The organism is Streptomyces sp. NPDC029014 (genome assembly GCF_055564695.1).
In genome coordinates, this window is the sequence record NZ_JBVHVT010000013.1 from 90,127 (window position 1) to 110,715 (window position 20,589).

The 20,589-nt window shown below is 76.3% G+C and carries 18 protein-coding genes; 4 read left to right on the forward strand and 14 right to left on the reverse strand.

The window, feature by feature from the left end; translation table 11 throughout:
* Positions 1–13: 13 nt before the first annotated feature.
* The 3 genes from ACZ4VL_RS09830 to ACZ4VL_RS09840 form a co-directional block, all read right to left on the reverse strand.
* Positions 14–1,408, reverse strand: a complete 1,395-nt coding sequence (locus tag ACZ4VL_RS09830) for an amino acid permease (protein WP_468197872.1) — start codon at positions 1,406–1,408, stop codon at positions 14–16.
* Positions 1,409–1,481: 73 nt separating this feature from the next.
* The gene (locus ACZ4VL_RS09835) at positions 1,482–3,671 is read right to left on the reverse strand and encodes a phage holin family protein (protein WP_468197874.1); all 2,190 of its coding nucleotides are present in this window, start codon (positions 3,669–3,671) and stop codon (positions 1,482–1,484) included.
* A 178-nt stretch (positions 3,672–3,849) separates the two neighbouring features.
* Complete coding sequence (locus ACZ4VL_RS09840; protein WP_468197876.1) at positions 3,850–4,254, reverse strand: recombinase family protein; 405 nt, start codon at positions 4,252–4,254, stop codon at positions 3,850–3,852.
* A gap of 139 nt (positions 4,255–4,393) precedes the next feature.
* On the opposite strand from ACZ4VL_RS09840, the gene ACZ4VL_RS09845 reads away from it, so the two are divergent.
* Both ACZ4VL_RS09845 and ACZ4VL_RS09850 read left to right on the forward strand, forming a co-directional pair.
* The gene (locus tag ACZ4VL_RS09845) at positions 4,394–5,170 is read left to right on the forward strand and encodes an MBL fold metallo-hydrolase (RefSeq protein WP_468197879.1); all 777 of its coding nucleotides are present in this window, start codon (positions 4,394–4,396) and stop codon (positions 5,168–5,170) included.
* Between the two features lie 47 nt (positions 5,171–5,217).
* A complete protein-coding gene (locus ACZ4VL_RS09850; RefSeq protein WP_468197950.1) occupies positions 5,218–5,841 on the forward strand; it encodes a DedA family protein in 624 nt (207 codons plus the stop codon).
* Positions 5,842–5,848: 7 nt separating this feature from the next.
* On the opposite strand, the gene ACZ4VL_RS09855 is transcribed toward ACZ4VL_RS09850, so the two are convergent.
* The 6 genes from ACZ4VL_RS09855 to ACZ4VL_RS09880 form a co-directional block, all read right to left on the reverse strand.
* Positions 5,849–6,991 carry an MBL fold metallo-hydrolase gene (locus tag ACZ4VL_RS09855; protein WP_468197881.1) on the reverse strand — a complete coding sequence of 381 codons (1,143 nt, stop codon included), beginning with the start codon at positions 6,989–6,991 and terminating at the stop codon, positions 5,849–5,851.
* Positions 6,992–7,033: 42 nt separating this feature from the next.
* Positions 7,034–8,251, reverse strand: a complete 1,218-nt coding sequence (locus ACZ4VL_RS09860) for an aminotransferase class I/II-fold pyridoxal phosphate-dependent enzyme (protein WP_468197883.1) — start codon at positions 8,249–8,251, stop codon at positions 7,034–7,036.
* Between the two features lie 129 nt (positions 8,252–8,380).
* On the reverse strand, positions 8,381–8,953 hold the full coding sequence (locus ACZ4VL_RS09865; protein WP_468197885.1) for a TIGR03086 family metal-binding protein: 573 nt from the start codon (positions 8,951–8,953) through the stop codon (positions 8,381–8,383).
* Between the two features lie 158 nt (positions 8,954–9,111).
* Complete coding sequence (locus tag ACZ4VL_RS09870) at positions 9,112–11,100, reverse strand: DUF5107 domain-containing protein (protein WP_468197887.1); 1,989 nt, start codon at positions 11,098–11,100, stop codon at positions 9,112–9,114.
* A 90-nt stretch (positions 11,101–11,190) separates the two neighbouring features.
* Positions 11,191–12,090 carry an arginase family protein gene (locus ACZ4VL_RS09875; protein ID WP_468197890.1) on the reverse strand — a complete coding sequence of 300 codons (900 nt, stop codon included), beginning with the start codon at positions 12,088–12,090 and terminating at the stop codon, positions 11,191–11,193.
* A 4-nt stretch (positions 12,091–12,094) separates the two neighbouring features.
* Complete coding sequence (locus tag ACZ4VL_RS09880) at positions 12,095–12,694, reverse strand: GNAT family N-acetyltransferase (protein ID WP_468197892.1); 600 nt, start codon at positions 12,692–12,694, stop codon at positions 12,095–12,097.
* 37 nt (positions 12,695–12,731) lie between these two features.
* On the opposite strand from ACZ4VL_RS09880, the gene ACZ4VL_RS09885 reads away from it, so the two are divergent.
* Positions 12,732–13,451 (forward strand): hypothetical protein, encoded by a 720-nt coding sequence (locus ACZ4VL_RS09885; protein WP_468197952.1) that lies wholly within the window; start codon positions 12,732–12,734, stop codon positions 13,449–13,451.
* A gap of 126 nt (positions 13,452–13,577) precedes the next feature.
* Here the strand turns inward: ACZ4VL_RS09885 and ACZ4VL_RS09890 are convergent, their stop codons facing one another.
* The 5 genes from ACZ4VL_RS09890 to ACZ4VL_RS09910 all read right to left on the reverse strand — a co-directional run bounded on the left by ACZ4VL_RS09890 (position 13,578) and on the right by ACZ4VL_RS09910 (position 18,776).
* Entirely contained in the window at positions 13,578–15,614 is a 2,037-nt protein-coding gene (locus ACZ4VL_RS09890) for a S9 family peptidase (RefSeq protein WP_468197894.1), read from the reverse strand.
* 10 nt (positions 15,615–15,624) lie between these two features.
* The gene (locus ACZ4VL_RS09895) at positions 15,625–16,980 is read right to left on the reverse strand and encodes a M20/M25/M40 family metallo-hydrolase (protein WP_468197896.1); all 1,356 of its coding nucleotides are present in this window, start codon (positions 16,978–16,980) and stop codon (positions 15,625–15,627) included.
* 1 nt (position 16,981) lies between these two features.
* Complete coding sequence (locus ACZ4VL_RS09900) at positions 16,982–17,815, reverse strand: M55 family metallopeptidase (protein WP_468197899.1); 834 nt, start codon at positions 17,813–17,815, stop codon at positions 16,982–16,984.
* 203 nt (positions 17,816–18,018) lie between these two features.
* Positions 18,019–18,462, reverse strand: coding sequence for an SRPBCC family protein (locus ACZ4VL_RS09905; RefSeq protein ID WP_468197901.1), 444 nt, complete (start codon positions 18,460–18,462; stop codon positions 18,019–18,021).
* Positions 18,463–18,545: 83 nt separating this feature from the next.
* Positions 18,546–18,776 (reverse strand): hypothetical protein, encoded by a 231-nt coding sequence (locus ACZ4VL_RS09910; protein WP_468197904.1) that lies wholly within the window; start codon positions 18,774–18,776, stop codon positions 18,546–18,548.
* A 716-nt stretch (positions 18,777–19,492) separates the two neighbouring features.
* Here ACZ4VL_RS09910 and ACZ4VL_RS09915 point away from each other — a divergent pair.
* Positions 19,493–20,554: an Rv2578c family radical SAM protein gene (locus tag ACZ4VL_RS09915; RefSeq protein WP_468197906.1), complete on the forward strand. Its 1,062-nt coding sequence runs from the start codon at positions 19,493–19,495 to the stop codon at positions 20,552–20,554.
* Positions 20,555–20,589: the final 35 nt, after the last annotated feature.

Below are 20,589 nucleotides of genomic sequence, written 5' to 3' on the forward strand. Positions count from 1 at the left end.
CTACGCCCGCAGGTCAGGCGGCCGCGCGGGCTTTGCGGGCGGCGATCACCGCGTAGACGAGGACACCGGCGAAGAGGAACAGGGTGCCCTGGTAGACGGCGGCGTACCCGGAGCCCGCGACCAGCCACATCGAGAAGCCGAAGGCGGCGATGGCGAGGGAGGCGTCCCGGACCAGGCGGCCGCGGTCGACCTGCTCGGTCTTGCCCTCCAGCAGGAAACGGATCTGCGCGGCGGCGGCGAGCAGGTAGGGGACGGTGGCGGTGAAGGTGGTGACCAGGACGAGGACCTCGAAGACGCCGCCGGAGCCGGCCGTGTAGTTGTACACGGTCAGGGCGGAGGCCAGGGCAGTGGTGACGAGCACGCCCGTCACCGGGACGCCCCGCTGCTTCTTCTCGAAGGCCTTCGGGAAGAGGCCGTCCTTGGCGGCGGCGTACGGGGTCTGCGCGCTGAGCAGGGTCCAGCCGTTCAGGGCGCCGGCCATCGAGATCACGGCGGCGCAGGCGACGACGGTGCCGCCCCAGGTCCCGCCGAACATGGCGTTGACGGCGTCGGTGAAGGGGGCCTCGGAGTCGACCAGCCGGTCGTGGGCGACCAGGCCGAACACGGAGAGGGTGCCCAGCAGGTAGACGACGGCGGCGCCGATGGTGCCGAGGATGGTGGCCCGGCCGACGTTGCGGGCCGGGTCGCGGACCTCGCCGGCGCTGACGGCGGCCGACTCCATGCCGAGGTAGCTGAAGAGGAGGATCGCCGCGGAGGCGGAGAGGGCGCCGGCCGGGCTCTGGCCGGTGGCCTGGAACGGGCCGAGGTTGGCCGGGTCGAAGAAGAACAGCCCGCCCACGGCCACCAGCAGCAGCGGGGCGAACTTCAGCACGGTGGAGACGAGTTGGACGGCGCCCACCCAGCGGGTGCCGGCCAGGTTGGCGAGCGCCGGGAGCCACTGCATGGCCAGCGCCGCCAGGCACATGGACCACTTGTGCGCGCCGATGGCCGGGAAGAGGACCGACAGGTAGCCGACCGAGGCGACGGCGAGGGCCGCGTTCGACACCCAGGAGGTGATCCAGTAGGTCCAGGCCGCGAGGAAGCCGGCGAAGTCGCCGAAGGCGGCGCGGGCGTACACGTACGGGCCGCCGGTCTGCGGGAGGCGCTCGGCGAGCCGGCCGAAGACCAGGGCCAGGGCGATCGCGCCGAGCGTGAGCACGCCGAACGCGACCAGGCTGATCGTGCCGAACGGGGCCACGGAGGCGGGCAGCAGGAAGATGCCGCCGCCGATGATGTTGCCCATGACCAGGCAGGTCGCGATCGGGAGGCCGAAGCGGCGGGCGTGCGGGTCGCCCGTGCCCACCTCCGCGGTCTCGGGGGCGGGGGCGGAGGCCTCGGGGGCCGGGGCTATGGCAGGGGTGGTGCTCAAGGGGTCGCGCCTCGGGTGTTTCACATGCCGGACAGGTCGACACATGCTCCGGCACGGTGCGGACCCCGCCAAATCAACGGCTTTCGTCCGGCGCGGACACCCCCGCGGACGGAAGGATTCCGTTCTGCGGGGCCGTTGACCGCCGATCCTTCACCTCCGGCCCCGAGGACGGCTCCGGACCCAGAGGCGCCTCCGGCCCCAGAGGCACCTCCGGACCGAGGGGCACTGCCAGCCCCAAGGGCACCTCCGGGCCGTCCAGCTCCCGCAGCCAGCCGCGCAACACACGGTGCACGGCCTCCGCGCCCACCAGGTCCGGCGGGTCCGGCTCCGACAGCTCCGCCGGCCACATCAGGAACGCCTCCCCCTGTTCCCCGCCCAGGCCGCCGTGCGAGCCGATCTGCTCCTCGAAGGCGTGCACCTGCCCGGTCTCCGGGTCGTACGCCGAGTTCACCATGATGTCGGGGGCGTGCGGGAAACCGTCACTGCGCCGAACCGCCTCGGCCGCCCCCGGTCCGAACGGGGCCAGCAGGGCCTCCGCCTCCCCCGGCACGGCCAGCCGGGCCGTCGCCCCGCCCGGACCCAGCACCTCCCCGTCCACCAGCAGGAACCCGATGCCCGGATGGTTGGCCAGGGTCGGCAGCAGCGCCGGGTGCGCCTCCTCGATCCGGTCCCGCCGCGCCCGGCCCGGAACGTCCGGGAAGGAGATCACCGCGAGGTTGCCGGAGGCCAGCACCACCGGGTCCGGGCGCCCCGGCCGGGGCTGCTCCTCCTCGCCCTCCACCGGCCGGTGCAGGGCCGCCAGCACCGCCGCCCGGGCCTCGGCCCCGCTGGGAGTGGTGCCGGCCCGGCGGGGGACGGGCAGCCCGCAGCCCGCCCGGACCAGGTCCTTCAGGGTCAGCCCGTACCGGCTCAGGAAGGTCTCCCCCGGACTCTGCCCGTGGTCCGACAGCAGCACGATCCGGTAGGTGCGCGGCACGTGCTCGGCGACCCGCGCCAGGAGCGCGAGGCTGCGGTCGAGCCGGGCCAGCACCTGGTCGGTGTCCCGGCCGCGCGGGCCCGAGTGGTGGGCGACCTCGTCGTACGCGACCAGGTCGGCGTAGATCACGGAGCGCCCGGCCAGCATGTCGCCGATCACCGCGGCCACGACCACGTCGCGTTCGACGACCGTCGCGAAGGCCCGGATCAGCGGGTACAGGCCGCCCCGGGACACCCGGGGCCCCTCGCCGCGCCAGCGCGCCCGTACCGACTGGGCGATCTCCCGGCCGACCTCGGCGACGAAGGAGACCGCGGTGCGGACGGCGTTCGCCGGGTCGGAGAAGTACGCGAAGTAGCCGGCCCGCGAACGGTTCGCCCGGCCCCGGCGGGCCGAGACCGACAGCACCAGGGCCAGCTGGTCGGCGCCGCCGCTGAACAGGTTGCCGCGGCTGGCCCCGTCCAGGGTGAGCAGCCCGCCGTCCCCGGTGCGGGCGACGGCCCGGCGCTGGAGTTCAGCGGCGCTGGTGGGCCGGTTGCAGACCATCACCTCGCCGCTCTCCTTCTCGTACCAGCGGAAGGCGGGCACGTCGAAGGTGGAGCCGTGCAGGATGCCGAGCTGGCTGGCGCCGGTCTGGCTGGACCAGTCGGTGCGCCAGGACGTGATGCGGTGGCTGCGCCCGAGCCAGTCGGCCACCGTCGGCATCACCCCGCCGGCCGCGGCCTCGCTCAGCACCCGGTGGCCGACGCCGTCGAGCTGGAGGAAGAGCAGGCCCGGCGGGGTGGGCCGGGCGCCGGGCGCACCCGCCCCGGGGCGGCGCCGGCGCCGCCGGTCGGCGAGCCGGGCCAGCCGGTGGAGGCGCCGCCGGTAGGCGTCGTCGTCACGGACCGCGAGGGCGGTCGAGGTCGCCGAGGCCACGGCCGACATGACGGCGGCCACCACGACCGCGGTCTCGGGGGCGGCCTCACCGTGCCCGGACGGGATCAGGCGGAGCGCCATCAGCAGCAGGGAGCCGTTGAGGAAGAACACGAGCAGGCCCAGCACCAGGGCCGGGACCAACAGCAGGGCCCGTACCAGTACCGGCCACACCAGCGCGCTCAGCAGGCCGAACACCCCGGCGCCCCAGGCCGCGGTCAACCCGACCTGGGTGATGCTCTCGCCGTTGCCGGACTGCAGCCGGAAATCGGGCAGGATGCCGGCCAGCGCCAGCATCGTCAGGGTGGACACCGCCCAGACCACGATCACGCGGAGCAGGGCGCCGCCCGTGCTCCGCACCCGTCCTCGCCGCACGCCGCACCCGCCTCGTGTCGCCCCCGGCCACGGCCTGGACGCACCCCGGGCCCGCGCGCGCCGCCCGCGGTCCTGGCCGCCTCGTCCAGCGTCGCACAGCGGGGGCCGGGGTGCGGGCGGGTCGGGGCCGGGCGGGACGCCGGGGTGCGGCCCCTGCGGTCAGGTGCGGCCCGGCCGGTCAGGTGCCGTCGTATCCGGCCGTCGGCATGGAGAGCCGGCGGTGCACCTCGGCCTTCATCGCCGCGGTGTACTGCGGCTCGTCGAGCCCCGAGGTCTCCAGCCGCACCCCGCGCCGCCGGCACTCCGCGACGAACTCCTCGACGGAGCGCAGCGCCCGGGCGAGCACGCGGTGGTTGGGGGCGACGAACAGGTCGACCTGCCCGGCGTCCACGTCGCACCACAACGCGCAGTGGTCGGGGCGCAGCCCGTAGACGAGCAGCTCCCTGGTGACGACGTAGCCCTGGTCGGCGGCCCAGCGGTCGCACATGGCGCGCTGGCTCCGGGTGTCCACGGCGAAGGGGTCGGTGTCCAGATCCTCGAGCGGGGCCAGGCTGGCGATCGCGGCCACGCGCAGCTCATCCATGCCGCCCGACCCTACTCCGATCCGGGGCCCGGGAGGAGGGGTGCGGACGCTTTCGGTTGCCGGCGCCGGTGCCGGGCAGCATCTAGGCTCATGGGTGCGGCTCGTGCGGTGCCGGGCCGCGACGGGACGGGGGTGCCGGATGCCGGTGGAGATCACCTGGTGGGGGCATGCCGCCTGCACGGTCGAGGATTCCGGGGTGCGGGTGCTGACGGACCCGCTGTTCGCCCGGCGGCTGGCGCACCTGCGCCGGCGGAGGGGGGCGCTGCCGCCCCCGGAGGCTGCCCGGGCCGACGTGGCAGTGGTGTCGCACCTGCACGCCGACCACCTGCACCTGCCCTCGTTGGCCCGGCTGGCGCCGGGGACCCGGCTGGTCGTGCCGCGCGGGGCGCGGCAGGCCCTGCCGGGGCTCGCGCGGCTGGCCGCGGTGCGGTCCCTGACGGTGACGGAGGTGCTCCCGGGGGACGAGGTGGGCGTGGGCCCCGGGGTGACGGTACGGGCCGTCAGCGCGCGGCACGACGGGCGGCGGCTGCCGTTCGGGCCGCACCTGGCACCGGCGCTCGGGTACGTGGTGCAGGGCACCCGGCGGACGTACTTCGCCGGGGACACGGGGCTGTTCGCGTCGATGGCCGAGGAGGTGGGGCCGGTGGACGTGGCGCTGCTGCCGGTGGGTGGCTGGGGCCCGTACCTGGGGCCGGGGCACCTGGACGCGGGCCGGGCGGCCCGGGCGCTGGCCTCGCTGGCGCCGGCCGCGGCGGTGCCGGTGCACTACGGGACGTACTGGCCGATCGGGCTGGACGCGGTGCGCCCGCACGAGTTCCATGCGCCGGGCGAGGAGTTCCTGCGGCACGCCGGGCGGCTGGCGCCGAAGGTGGCGGTCCGGGTGCCGGGCCACGGGGATCGGGTGCGGCTGCCGTGACGGGGCCCGGGCTCGCGGCGGCAACGGCGACGGTGACGACGGCGGCGGTGACGGCGGTCGGGCGGGTGCCGCCGGAGACCACGCAGCAGGCGGTCGGCTACCCGGCGCTGTTCGTGCTGGTGGCCCTGGGAGCGCTGGTGCCGGTGGTGCCGACGGGGGCGCTGGTGAGTTCGGCGGCGGTGGTGGCGTTCCATCAGCAGCAGCCGCCGGTGGGGGTGCTGGCGGTGTTCGCGGTGGCCGCGGCGGCGGCGTTCACCGGGGACGTCGCCCTGTACTGGATCGGGCAGCGCGGGGTGCGGTCCCCCGGCGGCTCCCGGTGGGTGGAGGCGCTGCGCGCACGGGCCGCGCCGGAGCGGCTGGAGCAGGCCCGGCGGCGGCTGGACGAGCACGGGGTGCTGGTGCTCGTACTGTCCCGGCTGGTACCCGCGGGACGCATCCCGGTGATGGTGGCCTGCCTCCTGGCGCACCTGCCGCTGGGACGGTTCGCGCGGGGCGACCTGCCGGCGTGCGTGGCGTGGGCGGCGACGTACGGGCTGATCGGGATCCTGGGCGGGGCGCTGTTCACGGAGCCGTGGCAGGGCGTGGTGGCGGCGGTCGCGCTGGCCCTGCTGGTGAGCGCGGCGCCGGCGGGATGGCGGCGACTGCGGGCGCGGCCGCGGGGGGCGAGGTAGCGGGTGGTCACCAGGCGCGGGACGCCCCTACGGGCAGGTCCCAGAGGTCGCCGCGGTCCAGGCCGGCGCGGGCCCAGGCGGCGCGGGCGCGGTGCAGGGGCTCCATGACCGGCTCGGCGGACAGGACGAACGTGCCCCAGTGCATCGGCGCCATCCGGCGGGCCCCGACGTCGCGGCAGGCCTGCACGGCCTCCTCGGGGTCGGTGTGGACGTCGCACAGCCACCAGCGGGGGGCGTAGGCGCCGATCGGCAGCAGGGCCAGGTCGATGCCGGGGTGGCGGCGGCCGATCTCGGCGAACCAGTGGCCGTACCCGGTGTCGCCGGCGAAGTACACCGTGCGCGGGGTCGCGGACCGGGTGTCGGTGAGGATCCAGCCACCCCACAGGGTGCGGCAGGTGTCGAGGGGGGACCGCTTCGACCAGTGGTGGGCGGGGACGAAGTCCAAGCGCACGCCGCGCAGTTCCGCGGCCTCCCACCAGTCGAGCTCGGTGACGCGGGTGAAGCCGCGGCGCCGGCACCAGCGGCCGAGGCCGGCCGGGACGAAGAGGGGCGTGTGCCGGGGCAGCCGCCGGAGGGTGGGGGCGTCGAGGTGGTCGTAGTGGTTGTGGCTGATCACCACCGCGTCGACGGGCGGCAGGTCCTCCCAGCGGATCCCGGCGGGGGTCATCCGGGGCGGGGTGGCGAGGATCCGGCGGGACCAGACGGGGTCGGTGAGGATGGTCAGCCCACCGGTCCGCACCACCCAGCTGGCGTGTCCCGCCCAGGTGACGCAGGCGGTGCCGGGGGCGAGGTCGGGCAGCGGGCCCGGCGCGTAGGGCAGGTCGGGGATGCCGCGCAGGCCCTCGGGGCCGGGCCGGAAGACGCCTTCACGGGCGAGCCGGGCGTAGGCGCGCAGCCCGGGCAGCGGAGTGGTCAGCCGATCGGCGAACGACCGCGGCCACCTCCGCCGCTCCCCCACGGGCCGCAACCCGCCGACCCCGCGCCGCGCGGCCGCCCCCGTCCCGGCGGGAGCCGTGACGCCGGCCGCCGGCGAGACGGGCACCTGCGCGGTCGGGCCCGAAGGGGCGGGGGGCGGGGCGGCCGGCGGCGCAGGAGGTGGAGCGGCCGACGCGGTGGGGGGCGGGGCGGCGGCGCGGGGGTGGTCCCTCATCGAGAAGTCTCCGCTCGTCGTGTCGGTGGGCGTGGGACACGGTCAGCCGGCCAGCCCGGCCAGGACCGAATCGAGCTGGTCCAGGCAGGCGCGTATGTGCGGGAGTTCGAGGGGGTCGGGGGCGGTGAGCGCGGCGAGCCGCTCCTGCGGGTCGGCGCCGAGCAGCGGGCCGGTGGACAGGCGGACCCGCAGTTCGCCGAGCTCGTCGGCGAAGCGTTGGCCGCCGGGGGTGGGGGCGCCGAGCCGGGCACCGAGCCAGTCCTCCAGCTCCATGGCGTCGCTCACGCCGTGGCGGGCGAGTCCCGACCGCAGCGGTGTCAGGTCGGCGTACACGTGCCGCCCGGCCTGCGGCGGTCGGGCCAGGGCTCCGGCGGCGAGCAGACGGCGGTGGACGGCGGCGGCGACGGTCCCGTGCAGGGCGGCGGCCGCGCGGGCGCGTTCGGCGACGGCGGCGGGTTCGCGGAGGGCGTGGGCCGCGGCCGCGGCGACGGGGGCGGCGACCAGGGCGCCGGTGGCGGCGAGGACGTCGAGGGTGCGGGCCCGCAGCCAGGTGCCCTGCGGGGTGCCGGGGAAGCGGGCGACGGCGGCGGGCCAGCCGGCGGGCAGCAGGGCCCCGGACAGGTCGAGGAGGACGGCGGCCCGGTCGGGCAGCATCTCGGCGGGGCTGAGGACGAGGGTGTCGTGCGGCCGGTGCACGGTGTCGCGCCAGCTCTCGTCGCTGATGACGAAGAGGTCGGCGGTGACGGCGGCCTCGCAGGCTTCGAGCAGCAGCTCGGGCGGCGGCACGGTCGCGGTCGGGTCGTCGGCGACGGACAGCACCAGCACCCGCGGGTCGCCGCCCTCGGCCCGCACCCGGCGCACGGTTTCGAGCAGGGCGTACGGGTCGGGCACGCCCCCGCACTCGGCCGGCGTCGGCACGTGGTACGCCCGCCGCCCCAGCAGCCGGACCTGCGGGGTCCACCAGGCCGGGCACGGCCGGGGCAGCAGTACGTCGCCCCCGAACGCGCCGACCAGCGCGAGCAGCAGCGCGGGCCCGCCGGGCGCGGCGGCCACGTGTTCCGGATCGACGGCGAGGCCGCGGCGCTCCCAGTGCCGGCAGGCGGCCTCGTGCACGGGTGCGCCGCCGCCCGGGGGCTCGGGGGCGGAGCGCTCGGCGGCCGCGGCGAGCACGGCGGTCAGCTCCGGCGGCACGGGCAGGCCGGGCGGGGGCGGGAGCGGCCCGAACCGGACCGGGCCCCGGCCCTCCGCCGTGCGCCGCATCCCCTCCACCTGGCCCTGCCTTCCCCGGCTCGTCCTGACGCGCCGGTACCGCTCCGCAGACCGACCGACCATGCCCTTGAGACCGACCATGCCCTTTATACGATTTTCCGCCGGTTTGCGCCCGTTCTGTCAGCCCTTCCTACCGACCAGGGCCAGCAGCCTGGTCTGGGCGTCGGCACCCGGCGGGACCTCCAGCGGCGCCGCGAACATGCCGCTGGCGGCGAGCCCGTCCGCGTACGGCATGACCTCCTTCAGGGAGAACTCGACGAGCCCGTCGGGCAGCCGGTCGTCGGCGCCGATGGCCCGCGCCAGGTCCCAGGTGTGCACGACGCAGTCCGCGGTCAGCTCCGAGCAGTAGGCCGTCCCCTTCGTGGGCCCGTACGACAGCGTGACGGTGCGCTCCAGCGCGCCGGGCGCGGCGAACGCGGCGTGCGCGGCCCCGGCGGCCCGCTCCCAGGCGGCGACCGGGTCGTCGCCGAGGACGTCGCCGGCGAACCGGTCGCCGATCTCGGCGACGGTGCTGCCGTCGGTGACCAGCGGCGGGATCCACAGTTGCTCGCCGGTGACGTGGTTGACGAGGTCGCGTACGGTCCATTCCGTGCACGGGGTCGGGGCGCCCCACTGGTCGTCCTCGACGGCGCGCACGTGTTCCCCGAAGAGCCTGAGCGCGGCGGCGTGCTGTTCGAGCAGCGTCTCCGGCATGGGTCTCACCGCCTCCTGCCGTGGGCGTGCTCCCCTCCAAGCCACTCTCCTCGCCCCCGCCGCGGCCCGCCACCCAAGGGCGGGCGGCGCGGCGCGGCTTGCGGGCGGAGGTGCGGCGGGGACGCCGGGCGCCGTCGGCGGGGGCCGTCGTCGACCGGTCAGCCCGGCGGGCGCATGCGGAAGTTGTACGCCGGGGGGAGGGGGCGGTCGGTGATGCGGGACCAGACCTCCGCCAGGATCTCGTCGCCCTCCCTCAGGTCCGGGAGTTCGAAGCCGTCCTCGAAGACGCGGCGGGCCGCGGCCATGTGGCCCTCCGCCGCCAGCAGCAGCGCCGCCAGCAGGCGGAAGCGGGGCTGTTCGCGCAGGGCGGGGCTCAGCCGGTCCCACACCGAGCGGGCCTCGGCCGGGCGGCCCGTCTCCAGCAGGGCGGTCATCGCCTCCCGGCCGAGGGCGGACTCGGCGGCCTCCCAGGCGGCGTCGCCGCGGCTCTCCCGGGCCAGGTCGGCGAAGGCCTCCGCGTAACGGCGGGCCCCGCGCACGGGATCGCCGGACAGGGTGTCGGCGGCCGCCAGGCAGCGCAGCAGTGGCCAGCGCGAGGCGGCCCGGGGGAGGCCCCGCTCCCAGCTGCGGACGGCCTGGGCCACGTCGCCCGCGTGCCACTGGGCCACGCCCAGGTGGTACTCGGTCAGCGGGTCGGCGGGGGCGGTCTCCAGGGTGTCCCGCCAGTGCGGGGCGACGAGGCTGGGCCCCGGGGGCGCCGGGGGCGCCGCGCGGTCCGGGGCGGGGAAGGCCCCGCTGCGCCACAGCTCCAGCCAGGGCTGCTGCTCCTCGCCCAGGTCGGCTTCCGCGAAGGGGGTGCCGGGGAGCTTGTGGCCGCCGCACAGGACCTCCAGGGCTCCCCAGCCCGAGCCTCGGGCCAGCCGCTCCCCCGGCTCGGCGTCGGCCGTGTCGCGCCAGGCCGCGTACGCCTCCTCGACCCGTTCCCGGGGCAGGGCCGCGTCCAGGGCCCGGCCCGCCTCGGTGCGGGCCGCCGCCCAGTCGGGGCCGTGCACGGCCGCCGGGTCCGCGGCCAGCGGCCCGTACGCCTCCAGCCAGCTCAGCTCCGCCCCGGCCTCCAGGCGTACGTGTTCCAGCTGGGTGCGGGCGAGCCCGGCCTGGATCTCGGCGTAGCCGCCGCTGCCCGGCTCGGTCAGCCAGTCCTGCCAGCGCCGGCCGCCGGCTCCGGCGCCCCACACGAAGAGCTTGCGGCCGCGCAGCACGGCGGTGGAGGTCTGGGCGAGGCCGCTGCCCGAGGCGTCGAGGGCGGCGATCCAGGGGCGGGTCCCGGCGCCGCCGGCGGCGTCCACCTCGTAGAAGAAGTCCGCCGCGTACTCGCTGCGCAGCGGGTACGTGCGGTCGGCGCCCTGCCATTCCGGGACCGGGACGCGGCGCAGGGCGCGCTCGTACCCGTGGCACCAGGCTTCGTCGGCCGGGGCGAGGACGCGGGTGCCGTGGTCCTCGGGGACGGCGGTGTTGGACCACCAGTAGACGGGTGCGGGCCGCTCGTGCGGGTTGCGGATGCGGACGGCGGCGTACAGGAACGCGGAGTCGTCCGGCAGCCACAGGTCCACCTGGAACGGCAGGTCGCGCAGCCGCTCCCATTCCCACAACCGGAGCATCACCCCGCCGTCCGGCGCGGGTACGGTCGCCGCGTGCAGCGGGGCGCAGGAGAGGGTGGTGTGGCCGGTGGCGCCGATGTTCCATTCGATGCCGCCGGAGAACCAGGCCCCGTTGAGGGCGAAGTTCGCGGGCTGGAACACCGGGTTGCGGTAGAGCAGTTCGCGGCCCGTGGGCAGGTGGACGAGGGAGTGGACGCGGCCGCCGAGGCCGGGCAGGACGGTGGCGCGCAGGTGGGCGTTCTCCAGGACGATCGCCTCGAACTCCCGCTCCCGGCGCTGCCGTCCGTACCCGTCGAGGATGCGGACGGGCAGCAGCGAGCGCAGGGGCGCGTAGCCGGTCTGCCGGGCCATGTCGCGCGGCAGACCGGCCCGGGCGCGCTCGTCCAGGACGTGGACCCCGGCGGGCGCGCCGAGCGCGGGCAGCGGGTTCTCGGGGCCCAACGGGGCGGCGGGCAGGGTCAGTACGGCACGGCGGACGGTGGTGGCCATGGAGGAAATGGAACACGCCACGGCGGCCGGTGCACAGGGGTTCCGCGGATCACCACCGGTCAGGATTACGCAAAGCCGTGGCCCGGGCCGTCACTCGAAGGCACCGGCGACGAGGTCGGCGAGCAGCGCGCCGGCCCGCGCGTCGGGGTCGAGGTCCGGGTCGTAGATGGTGACGTTGAGGCCGACGCACCGCGGGGAGCGCACCAGCACCCGCAGCAGCGCGGCCAGTTCGCCGGGGAGGAGCCCGCCGGGGTCGGGGCTGTCGACGGCGGGCATCACCTCGGGGTCGAGGACGTCGGCGTCCAGGTGCACCCAGAAGCCCTCGGTGACCGGCGGGTGCAGCCCGTCCAGCGCGGCCCGGGCGACGGCCTCGGCGCCGCGGGCGCGGATCGCGCCGACGGTGGCGGTGCGGATGCCCGCGGCCCGCAGCTCGGACAGGTCCGCGTCGCCGTCGCGCAGCCCGAAGAGGCGTACGTCCTCGTCCCGCAGGTAGGGGCCGAGGCCCTCCAGGTCGGCGAGGTCGGCCTGGCCGCGGCCGGTGGCCAGGGCGAGCTCCTCCCCGCCGGCGGCCCCGACCGGACCGTTGACGGCCTCGTTGCCGGGGTGGCGGAAGTCCGCTGAGCCGTCGATCGCGGCGAGCCCGTAGCGGCCGAGGCGGCGCAGGGCCAGGGAGGCGCCGAGCTGGATCGAGCAGTCCCCGCCGAGCACGACGGGGAACTCCCCGGCCCGCAGGTGCTTCTCGATGCGGTCGGCGAGGGTGACGGTGTACGCGGCCAGCGGCGCGGCGTGGAACACCCCGTCGCCCTCCCGCCAGGCGCCGCGGTCGTAGCGGGGCGGTACGACGACCCCGCCCTCGCGGGCGCCGAGCCGGGCCAGCAGGCCCTGCTCGCGCAGGGCTCCGGCGAGCTTGTACACGCCGGGCACGGTGCCGGGCACGGGCGGGCGCAGCCCCAGGTTGGAGGGGGCGTCGAGGAGTACCAGGTTTCGCATCTCCTCATCCTGCGCCATGGCGGTGAAGGGGCGCAGGAGTGCCGGCCGCGCCGGGCGGGGTCATCTCGGCGGTGATCGCCCAGCGTTCGTGGTCGCGCCAGGCCCCGGCCACGAAGAGGAAGTCGGGCGACAGCCCCTCCAGCCGGAAGCCTCGGCCCCGGACGAGGGCGATGGAGGCGGCGTTGCCGGGCTGGATGTTGGCTTCCAGGCGGTGCAGGCCCAGACCGGACGGCTCGTCGGCGAAGGCGTGGCCGACGACGAGGCCGAGCGCCTCGCCGAGGAGCCCGCGCCCGGCGGCGTGCGCGAAGGCGCCGTATCCGAGGGCGCCGCACAGGAAGGCCCCGCGGACGATGTTGTTGACGTTGACGAATCCGGCGATGGCGCTGGTGGCGAGCTCGCAGACGAGGAATCCGGCGCGGCCGTCGCCCTCGGCCAGCCGGGCCGCGTACGGCTCGTACTCCTCGAGGGTGGCGGGCGGGAACAGCCAGGGCTGGTGCAGGTCCCGGCTCTCGCGCACCCGGGCGGTGAACTCGGGGCCGTCCGCGGGCCGGAAGGGGCGCAGCCCGACGCGCTCCCCCTCGGCGACGTAGGTGGAAATTCGCATCGTGCCAGGCTAGATCGTGTGTGATCATCCCGCGGTGATCACCATTCCGAACACCGAAGAACTCCTGCGCGCCGCCGCCCGCAACAACGCGGCCTGGTGCGCGGCGGTCAGTGCCGGCGGTGCGTTCTGCGCGGACGCCTGGACCAGTGCGCGCCGCACCCCGCCCTACTACCCCGACGCGGTGACCCTGAGCCGGGACCTCCAGGCGGCCGCCCTGGTCGCGGCCCTGGACACGGACTCCCCCGGCTGCTCGGTCAAGGACAGCTTCGCCGTGCTGGACCTGGCCCCGCAGGGCTTCGAGGTGCTCTTCGAGGCGCAGTGGATCCACCGCCCGGCGGCCGCGGCCGCGCCGGACCGGACGCCGGCGCCGGCGCCGGCGCTGTCGTGGTCGCGGGTCGGGGACGTCGCGGAGCTCGAGCGGTGGGAGGCCGCCTGGGACGGGGAGGGCGGCTCGGGGCTGTTCCACCCGGCGCTGCTGACCGGGGACATCGCCTTCCTCGCCGGGCGGGACGCGGACGGGCGGATCCTGGCCGGGGCCGTCGCGAACGCGGCCGCCGGCGTGGTCGGGGTGTCGAACGTGTTCGCCGCCGACGGGGTCGGGGACGACGAGGCCTGGGCGGGCGCCCTCGCCGGGACCGCGGAGCTGTGGCCGGGGCTGCCGGTCGTGGGGTACGAGCACGGGGAGGACCTGCGCACGGCCCTCCGGCACGGCTTCACCCCGCTGGGCCCGCTCCGCGTCTGGCTGCACACGGCCTGAGCGCCGACCGGCGCCGAGCACCGGGCTACGACCGGTACCGCCCTGCGCCGAGCACCGGCCTACGACCGGCACCGCCCTGCGCGAGCACCGCCCGGCCGTGCGGCGGCCGGGCCCGGGCCGGGCCCGTCAGCTGGTGTCCAGGCGGAGCGGTGGCACGTCGGTCCGTTCGATGCCGAACACCCGGGCGTACAGGGCGAGTTCCGCCTCCAGGGCGCGGACCATGGTGTCGGAGCGACGGAAGCCGTGCCCCTCGCCCTCGAAGGCCAGGTACGCGTACGGAACGCCCCGCCCGCGCAGGGCGGCGAGCAGCCGCTCCGCCTGGGCGGGCGGGCAGACCGGGTCCTCCAGGCCCTGGAGCAGCAGGAACGGTGCGGTGATCCGGTCGGCGAGGGCCACCGGGGACCGCTCGCGGTCGCGTACGGCGAGGGTCTGCGGCGGCCCGGCCAGGGCTTCGACGTAGCGGGACTCCAGGTCGTGGGTCTCCTCGGCGAAGCCCCGGAGGTCCAGGACGGGGTAGCGGATGGCGGCGCACGCGTACAGGTCGGTCGCGGCGAGGGAGGCCGCGGCCGTCCAGCCGCCGGCGCTGCCGCCGCGGATGGCGAGCCGGTCCGGGTCGGCGGTGCCCTCGGCGGCCAGGGCGCGGGCCACTGCCGCGCAGTCCTCGACGTCGACCACGCCCCACTGTTCGCGCAGCCGCTCCCGGTAGGCGCGCCCGTAGCCGGTGGAGCCCCCGTAGTTGACCTCGGCGACGCCGATGCCGCGGGAGGTGAAGTACGCGATGTGCAGGTCCAGTACGGGCGGCACGTGGTCGGTGGGGCCGCCGTGCGCCCAGATGACGTACGGGGGCAGTTCGTCGGCGGGGGCCCGGCGCGCCGGATGGTGCGGCGGGTAGACGTGGGCGTGGATCTCCCGGTCGTCGGGGCCGAGGAAGGTACGGGTCTGGGGTTCGGGGTAGTGGGCGGGGTCGACCGGGTCGACGCCGGCGGCGCCGACCACGCGGGCGTGCCCGCTCTCGGCGTCGAGCTCCACCACCTCGTAGGCGCTGCGCGGGCTGGCCGCGACCCCGTAGACCCGGTGGCCGTGGGCGGCGAGGGTGGGCTGCCAGGCGGTCCAGGGGCCGGCGGCGTCCACCAGGTCGCCGCTCTCCGGGTCGAGGACGCCGAGGACGGAGGAGCCCTGCCCGTGCAGGACGGCGACGAGCCCGTCGGGCAGCGGGGCCAGCCAGCTCAGGCCGGGCTTCCACAGCGGGCCGCCGAACTCCTCCTCCCGCGGGCACAGGTTGACGGCCGCGCCGCTGTCCGGGTCGACCCGGTACGTGTTCCACCAGCCGCTGCGGTCGCTGACCGCGAGGAGGCTGCCGTCGGTGCCCCACTCGACCTGGGCCACGGCCTCCTCGGGCCCGCCGAGGACGGTGCGGGCGCCGGTCAGGGCGCCGTCGGCGGCGACGGCCGCGAGCCGCAGCTCGGTGCCGTCCCAGGGCATCCGCGGGTGGTCCCACACCAGCCAGGCCGCGTACCGCCCGTCGGGGGACGGCCGGGGCCCGGTGGTGAACCGGTGCCGGTCGTCGGTGAGCTCCCGCACCCGGGAGCGGTCGCCGGCGGCCGACCCGTCCACCGGTACGGCGGCCAGCACCCGGCGGACGTCGGTCGGCCCCGGCCCGGTGAACTCCTCCAGGACGCACCACACCTCGGCGCCGCGCAGCACCGGGTCGGCCCAGCGCAGCCCGCCGCCGACCGGGGAGAGCGGGGTGAGCGGGCGCGGGGCGGGGCCGCCGGGGGCGTCCGGCTCGTACGCGTACATCCGCTGGTCGGCGAAGTGGACGAAGACCACCAGGGGGCCGCCGGCGGGCCGATCGGTGCCCGCCCAGGGGCGGCCGCCGTACTCGGTGACCCGGCTGCGGACGTTCCACGGGGCGGGCAGGGCCTCGGCCGGGGGGCCGCCGGCGGGCCGGCGCACCAGGGTGCGGCGGCCGCCCTCGGCGGGGCGGGGCTCGGTCCACCACACCTCGGGGCCGACGGTGCCGACGTACTCGGGCCGGCCGTCGAGGGAGGCGGCGAGCCCGGCGTCGAGGGGCGAGGGCCAGCTCCCGTACGGTTCCTGCGCGGCCGCGACCGGGACCGGGGCTGCGGCGCCGGCCGCCGGGTCGGGTCGGGAGGCCTTCACCGGCTCGCCATCACAGCGTCCGCAGCGCGTGGTCGAGGACGTGGACGCCGAAGTGCAGGGCGTCGACGGGGACCCGCTCGTCCACGCCGTGGAAGAGGGACCAGTAGTCGAAGCCGGGGGGCAGTTTGAGCGGGGAGAAGCCGTAGCCGGTGATCCCGATGCGGGAGAACTGCTTGGCGTCGGTGCCGCCGGCCATGCAGAACGGCACGACCCGCCCGGCCGGGTCGAAGCGCTCCACGGACTCGCGCAGCACGGCGAAGGTCCGCCCGTCGACGGGGGCTTCGAGGGCCACCTCGCGGTGGTGGAACTCCCAGGTGACGTCGGGTCCGGTCAGCTCGTCGAGGGTGGCGAGGAACTCCTCCTCGCCGCCGGGCAGGATCCGGCCGTCCACGTACGCGGTGGCGGTGCCCGGGACGACGTTGAGCTTGTAGCCCGCGCTCAGCATCGTCGGGTTGGCGCTGTTGCGCAGGGTCGCCTCGACGAGGGCGGCGGCGGGGCCGAGCTTGGCCAGGAGCTCGTCGAGGTCGGTGCGGCCGTTGCGCGGGTCGACCGACAGGCCCTGCAGGGCGGCGAGTTCGGCGATGCAGGCGGCGACGGTGCCGGTGAGGCGGACCGGCCACCGGTGCTCGCCGATGCGGGCGACGGCGGCGGCGAGCCGGGTGACGGCGTTGGCCGGGTGGGGCTTGGAGCCGTGCCCGGTGGTGCCGCGGGCGGTCAACTTCAGCCATGCGGTGCCGCGTTCGCCGGCGGCGATGGGGTAGAGGGGCTGCCGGGGACCGGTGTGCACGGTGAAGGCGCCGGCTTCACTGAGCCCTTCCGTACAGCCCTCGAAGAGGTCGCGGTGGTGGTCGGCGAGGAAACCCGAGCCGTCGGCCGCGCTGTCCTCCTCGTCGGCGGTGAAGGCGATCACGATGTCCCGGCGGGGGGCCGCGCCGGCCCGCGCCCAGGCCCGGACGACGGCCAGCACCATCGCGTCCATGTTCTTCATGTCGACGGCGCCGCGCCCCCAGACGACGCCGTCGCGGACCTCCCCGGAGAAGGGGTCGACGCTCCAGTCGGAGGCCTCGGCCGGGACCACGTCCAGGTGGCCGTGGACGAGGAGGGCCTCGGCCGAGGGGTCGGTTCCGGCGATCCGGGCCACCACGTTGGTGCGGCCGGGGGTGCGTTCGAGGAGTACGGGCTCCAGCCCGGCGGAGGCCAGCAGCTCGGCGGCGTACTCGGCGGCGGGGCGCTCGCGGCAGTCGCCGCCGCCGCGGTTGGTGGTGTCGATGCGGATGAGCCGGGAGGTGAAGTCGACGACCTCGTCGAGGGCCGCCCGGTCGACCGGGGACCCGTCGGCCCGGTGCGGGGGCGTGGCTACGGACATGTCAGCCATAGTGCTCCTCCACGGCCGAGGAGACGACCGTCGTGACCGTCTTGAACGTCCGGATCCCCTCGTACATCGCATCACTGGTGTACGCGACCCGGCGCTCCGCGCTGCGCTCGACGCCCGGGACGAGGGTGGCGTACGCCGCCAGGTGCTCGGCGTCGAACTCCAGCTCCACCGTGTACGGGCCGCCGGGCACGGGATCCCGGCGCACCGCGAGGGCGGCGGCCTGCTTGGCGGCGGCCCGGATGTCGGCGGCGGTGCGGGCGGGGGTGCGGCAGACGGCGGCGTAGCGGGAGACGTGGTCCTTGACGGCGACGGTGACCGCGTCCGGGGCGTAGACGGCGGCGTCCCGGCAGGTCAGGTCGTCCCCGGTGACGAGGACGACCGGGACCCCGTACTCGGCGACGACGTGGGCGTTGAGCAGGCCCTCGCTCGCGCGGACGCCGTTCAGCCAGACCCCGGTGATGGTGTTGGGGAGGTAGGTGTGGGCGAGGACGCCCTCGGTTCCGGCGCCGGTGTGGTAGCCGATGAAGGCGACCCCGTCGACGTCGCCGTGCTGGACGCCCTCGACCATGGACAGGGTCTTGTGCCGACCGGTGATCATTTCGGCCCGCTCGTCGAGTTGTTCGAGGAGCAGGTTCCGCATGGTCCAGTGGGCCTCGTTGATGAGGACCCGGTCGGCGCCGCCGTCGAGGAAGCCGAGCACGGCCGCGTTCACGTCGGAGGTGAACATCGGGCGGCAGCGCTCCCACTCGGGGGTGCCGGGCAGGACGTCGGCGGGCCAGGTGACGCCGGTGGCGCCTTCCATGTCGGCGGAGATGAGGATCTTCATCGGGCCCCCGGAGGTCGGGTGCGCGCACGGCGCGGCGGGCGGCGCGGACGAACGCGTACGACCCCGTCCACGCGGGTCTCCACCCTAGCTTTCCGGGCCCTCCGCGGCCCGACGGGCGCGCCCGTGCGCCACCGGACCGGCGGCGCACGGAATCCACCCGAACCGGTGAGGCCGTACCCCGGCCCCACCGGCAACGGCGGGGCTCAGGACTCGACTTCGCGGGCCAGGTTCTCCAGGACGGCGTCGTAGATCCGGCCGAGGCCCTTGGGGGCGAAGGTGCGTTCGAAGAAGCCGCCGATGCCGCCGGCGCCGTTCCAGACGGTGGTGACGACGGCCTTGGCCTTGCCCTCGCCGGCCGGGGTGACGATCCAGGTGGTGACCATGGAGGAGTTGCGGTCCTTCTCCACGAGCTGGCCGTCGGTGGGCTCGGTGACCTCCAGCAGGCAGTCGCGCACGCGCTTGCTGGTGGCCTGGAGCTTCCAGTGGACGAGGGTGCCCTCGCCGTCGCCGCCCTCGCGCACCTCGTACTCGCTGAAGTGCTCGGGCAGCAGCTTGCCCCGGGTACCGGTGTAGTCCGCCAGCGCGTCGAACACGGTGTCCGCGTCCGCGGCGATGATGCGCTCCGTGGTGGCCTCGACCTGCGCCATAGCTGTTCCTCCAGCGGTTGTGTTGCCTCGTCGGCGGCAAGCCAACCACTTCGGGGGCGGCGGCCCAAAATCGGGCCCCGGGGTCACCGGACGTCCGTGCGGAGCTGGGCGCGTGCGGTGTCGAACAGCCGGGTCTGTTCGGCGGGCCCGCCGGAGGCCGCCCCGCTGTCGACGAACAGCTGGTAGACCTGCCCCGCGGCGCCGGCGACGAACAGCTCGACCCGTCTGCGGGGCGCGCTCTGGCCGCGCCAGTGGTAGTCGAGGGTGAGGACGACGGCGTCCCTGCCGTCGTGGGCGGTGCGGGTGCGCTGCACCTGGAAGCCCTCCATCCGGTGGTGCCGTGGTAGCTGTCGCGCTTGTAGCCGAGGACGTGTGCGCCGTCGGGGGACTTCCAGTTGCGGCGCAGGTCGTCGGAGGCCTCGGACTGCCAGCCGTCGGGCACCGCGCCGGAGAGGCCGAGGCCCGGCTCGGTGAAGCGGTGCCAGTCGGCCGGCAGGGGTGCGGGCTCCGCGGGTGCCGGGGTGCCGCCCGGTGCCGGGCTGCCCGGTCCGGTGCCGGGCGCGTCGGGGGCGGACGTTCCGGGGGTGGGCCCCGGGGGTGCGGGCGCCGGCGTCGTGGGCCGGCCCGGGACCGACGGGGCGGTGGCGCCGGGCGCGGGCTGGGCGGGGGTCCCCGGGGCGGGGGGCCCGGCCCCGGAGGAGACCACCGATCCGGGCAGGCCGAAGACGGCCAGCAGCAGCCCGGCGACGGTGGTCGCCGCCGAGACGACCGCCGCCACCTCTCCCGGCCGGCGCCCCGACCGCCGGCCGCCGGTGTCCTCCGGTCCGGATTCCGTCACGCTCATCCCCGTACCCCCGCCCCCTCGCGTGACCCCTCCACCGGGCCATCGAAGGCGATGGACGCCGACGGCAGGGGGGATTCCGCGAGGTCCGGGCCCGGACCTCGCGGGGGTGACCGGAGCCCGCCCGCGCACGATCATGGGAACGTTTGTTCTATTCTCGGGGCCGGGAACGACCGAGGGAGGCGTGCCATGCGCTGGGACAACCTGACCGGGGACGAGGGAGGCCGCACGGACGGGGCCGCCGGGCCCGCGGGCCCCCTCGCGCTGTTCGGTGCCGACTCCGTCACCACCCGCACCTTCGACGCCCCCGAGTTCCGCGGGATCACGTTCCACGAGGTCCGCGCCCGCTCGCTCGTCAACCGGGTGCCCGGCGCCTCGCGGATGCCGTTCGAGTGGACCGTGAACCCGTACCGCGGGTGCAGCCACGCCTGCGTGTACTGCTTCGCCCGCAAGACGCACGCCTACCTCGACCTCGACACCGGCCTCGGCTTCGACTCGCAGATCGTCGTCAAGACCAACGCCCCCGAGCTGCTGCGCCGCGAGCTCGCCTCGCGCCGCTGGGCCGGCGCGCACATCGCCATGGGCACCAACGTCGACTGCTACCAGCGCGCCGAGGGCCGCTACGGGCTGATGCCGGGGATCATCGAAGCCCTGCGCGACCGGGCCAACCCCTTCTCCGTCCTCACCAAGGGCACGCTGATCCTGCGCGACCTGCCCCTGCTCCGGCAGGCCGCCGAGGTGACCGAGGTCGGCGTCTGCGTGTCCGTCGGGTTCACCGATCCCGACCTGTGGCGGACCGTCGAGCCCGGGACCCCCTCCCCCGCCGCCCGGCTCGGGGCCGTCCGCACCCTCACCGACGCCGGGATCGAGTGCGGCGTGCTGATGGCGCCGGTGATCCCCTTCCTCTCGGACTCCGCCGAGCAGCTGCGGGCCACCGTCGCCGCCGTCGCCGCGTCCGGCGCGACCTCCGTGACACCCCTGGTACTCCATCTGCGGCCGGGGGCGCGCGAGTGGTTCACCGCCTGGCTGGGCCGGCACCACCCGCACCTGGTCGGGCGGTACGCGCGGATGTACGCGGGCGGGGCGTACGCGCCCACCTGGTACCAGCGCCGGATCACCCGCCAAGTCCACGAGCTCGCGGCGGAATTCGGCATCGGCCCGGCCCGGCGGGGCTCGGCCCGGAAGATCGTCATACCGGAGCGTCCGGCCGGGCCCGCGGACGCCGGTCCCGCGCAGCTCACCCTGCTGTGAGCTCCGGTGGCAGCTGAGCAGCCGTCAACCCCACC

What these genes read in the sequence shown, in the direction of transcription:
- ACZ4VL_RS09905 (WP_468197901.1), bottom strand. Translation starts at nt 18,462, where the DNA reads ATGGCGCAGGTCGAGGCCACCACGGAGCGCATCATCGCCGCGGACGCG.
- ACZ4VL_RS09895 (WP_468197896.1), bottom strand. Translation starts at nt 16,980, where the DNA reads ATGTCCGTAGCCACGCCCCCGCACCGGGCCGACGGGTCCCCGGTCGAC.
- ACZ4VL_RS09840 (WP_468197876.1), bottom strand. Translation starts at nt 4,254, where the DNA reads ATGGATGAGCTGCGCGTGGCCGCGATCGCCAGCCTGGCCCCGCTCGAG.
- ACZ4VL_RS09860 (WP_468197883.1), bottom strand. Translation starts at nt 8,251, where the DNA reads ATGCGGCGCACGGCGGAGGGCCGGGGCCCGGTCCGGTTCGGGCCGCTC.
- ACZ4VL_RS09900 (WP_468197899.1), bottom strand. Translation starts at nt 17,815, where the DNA reads ATGAAGATCCTCATCTCCGCCGACATGGAAGGCGCCACCGGCGTCACC.
- ACZ4VL_RS09870 (WP_468197887.1), bottom strand. Translation starts at nt 11,100, where the DNA reads ATGGCCACCACCGTCCGCCGTGCCGTACTGACCCTGCCCGCCGCCCCG.
- ACZ4VL_RS09875 (WP_468197890.1), bottom strand. Translation starts at nt 12,090, where the DNA reads ATGCGAAACCTGGTACTCCTCGACGCCCCCTCCAACCTGGGGCTGCGC.
- ACZ4VL_RS09880 (WP_468197892.1), bottom strand. Translation starts at nt 12,694, where the DNA reads ATGCGAATTTCCACCTACGTCGCCGAGGGGGAGCGCGTCGGGCTGCGC.
- ACZ4VL_RS09915 (WP_468197906.1), top strand. Translation starts at nt 19,493, where the DNA reads ATGCGCTGGGACAACCTGACCGGGGACGAGGGAGGCCGCACGGACGGG.
- ACZ4VL_RS09855 (WP_468197881.1), bottom strand. Translation starts at nt 6,991, where the DNA reads ATGAGGGACCACCCCCGCGCCGCCGCCCCGCCCCCCACCGCGTCGGCC.
- ACZ4VL_RS09865 (WP_468197885.1), bottom strand. Translation starts at nt 8,953, where the DNA reads ATGCCGGAGACGCTGCTCGAACAGCACGCCGCCGCGCTCAGGCTCTTC.
- ACZ4VL_RS09845 (WP_468197879.1), top strand. Translation starts at nt 4,394, where the DNA reads ATGCCGGTGGAGATCACCTGGTGGGGGCATGCCGCCTGCACGGTCGAG.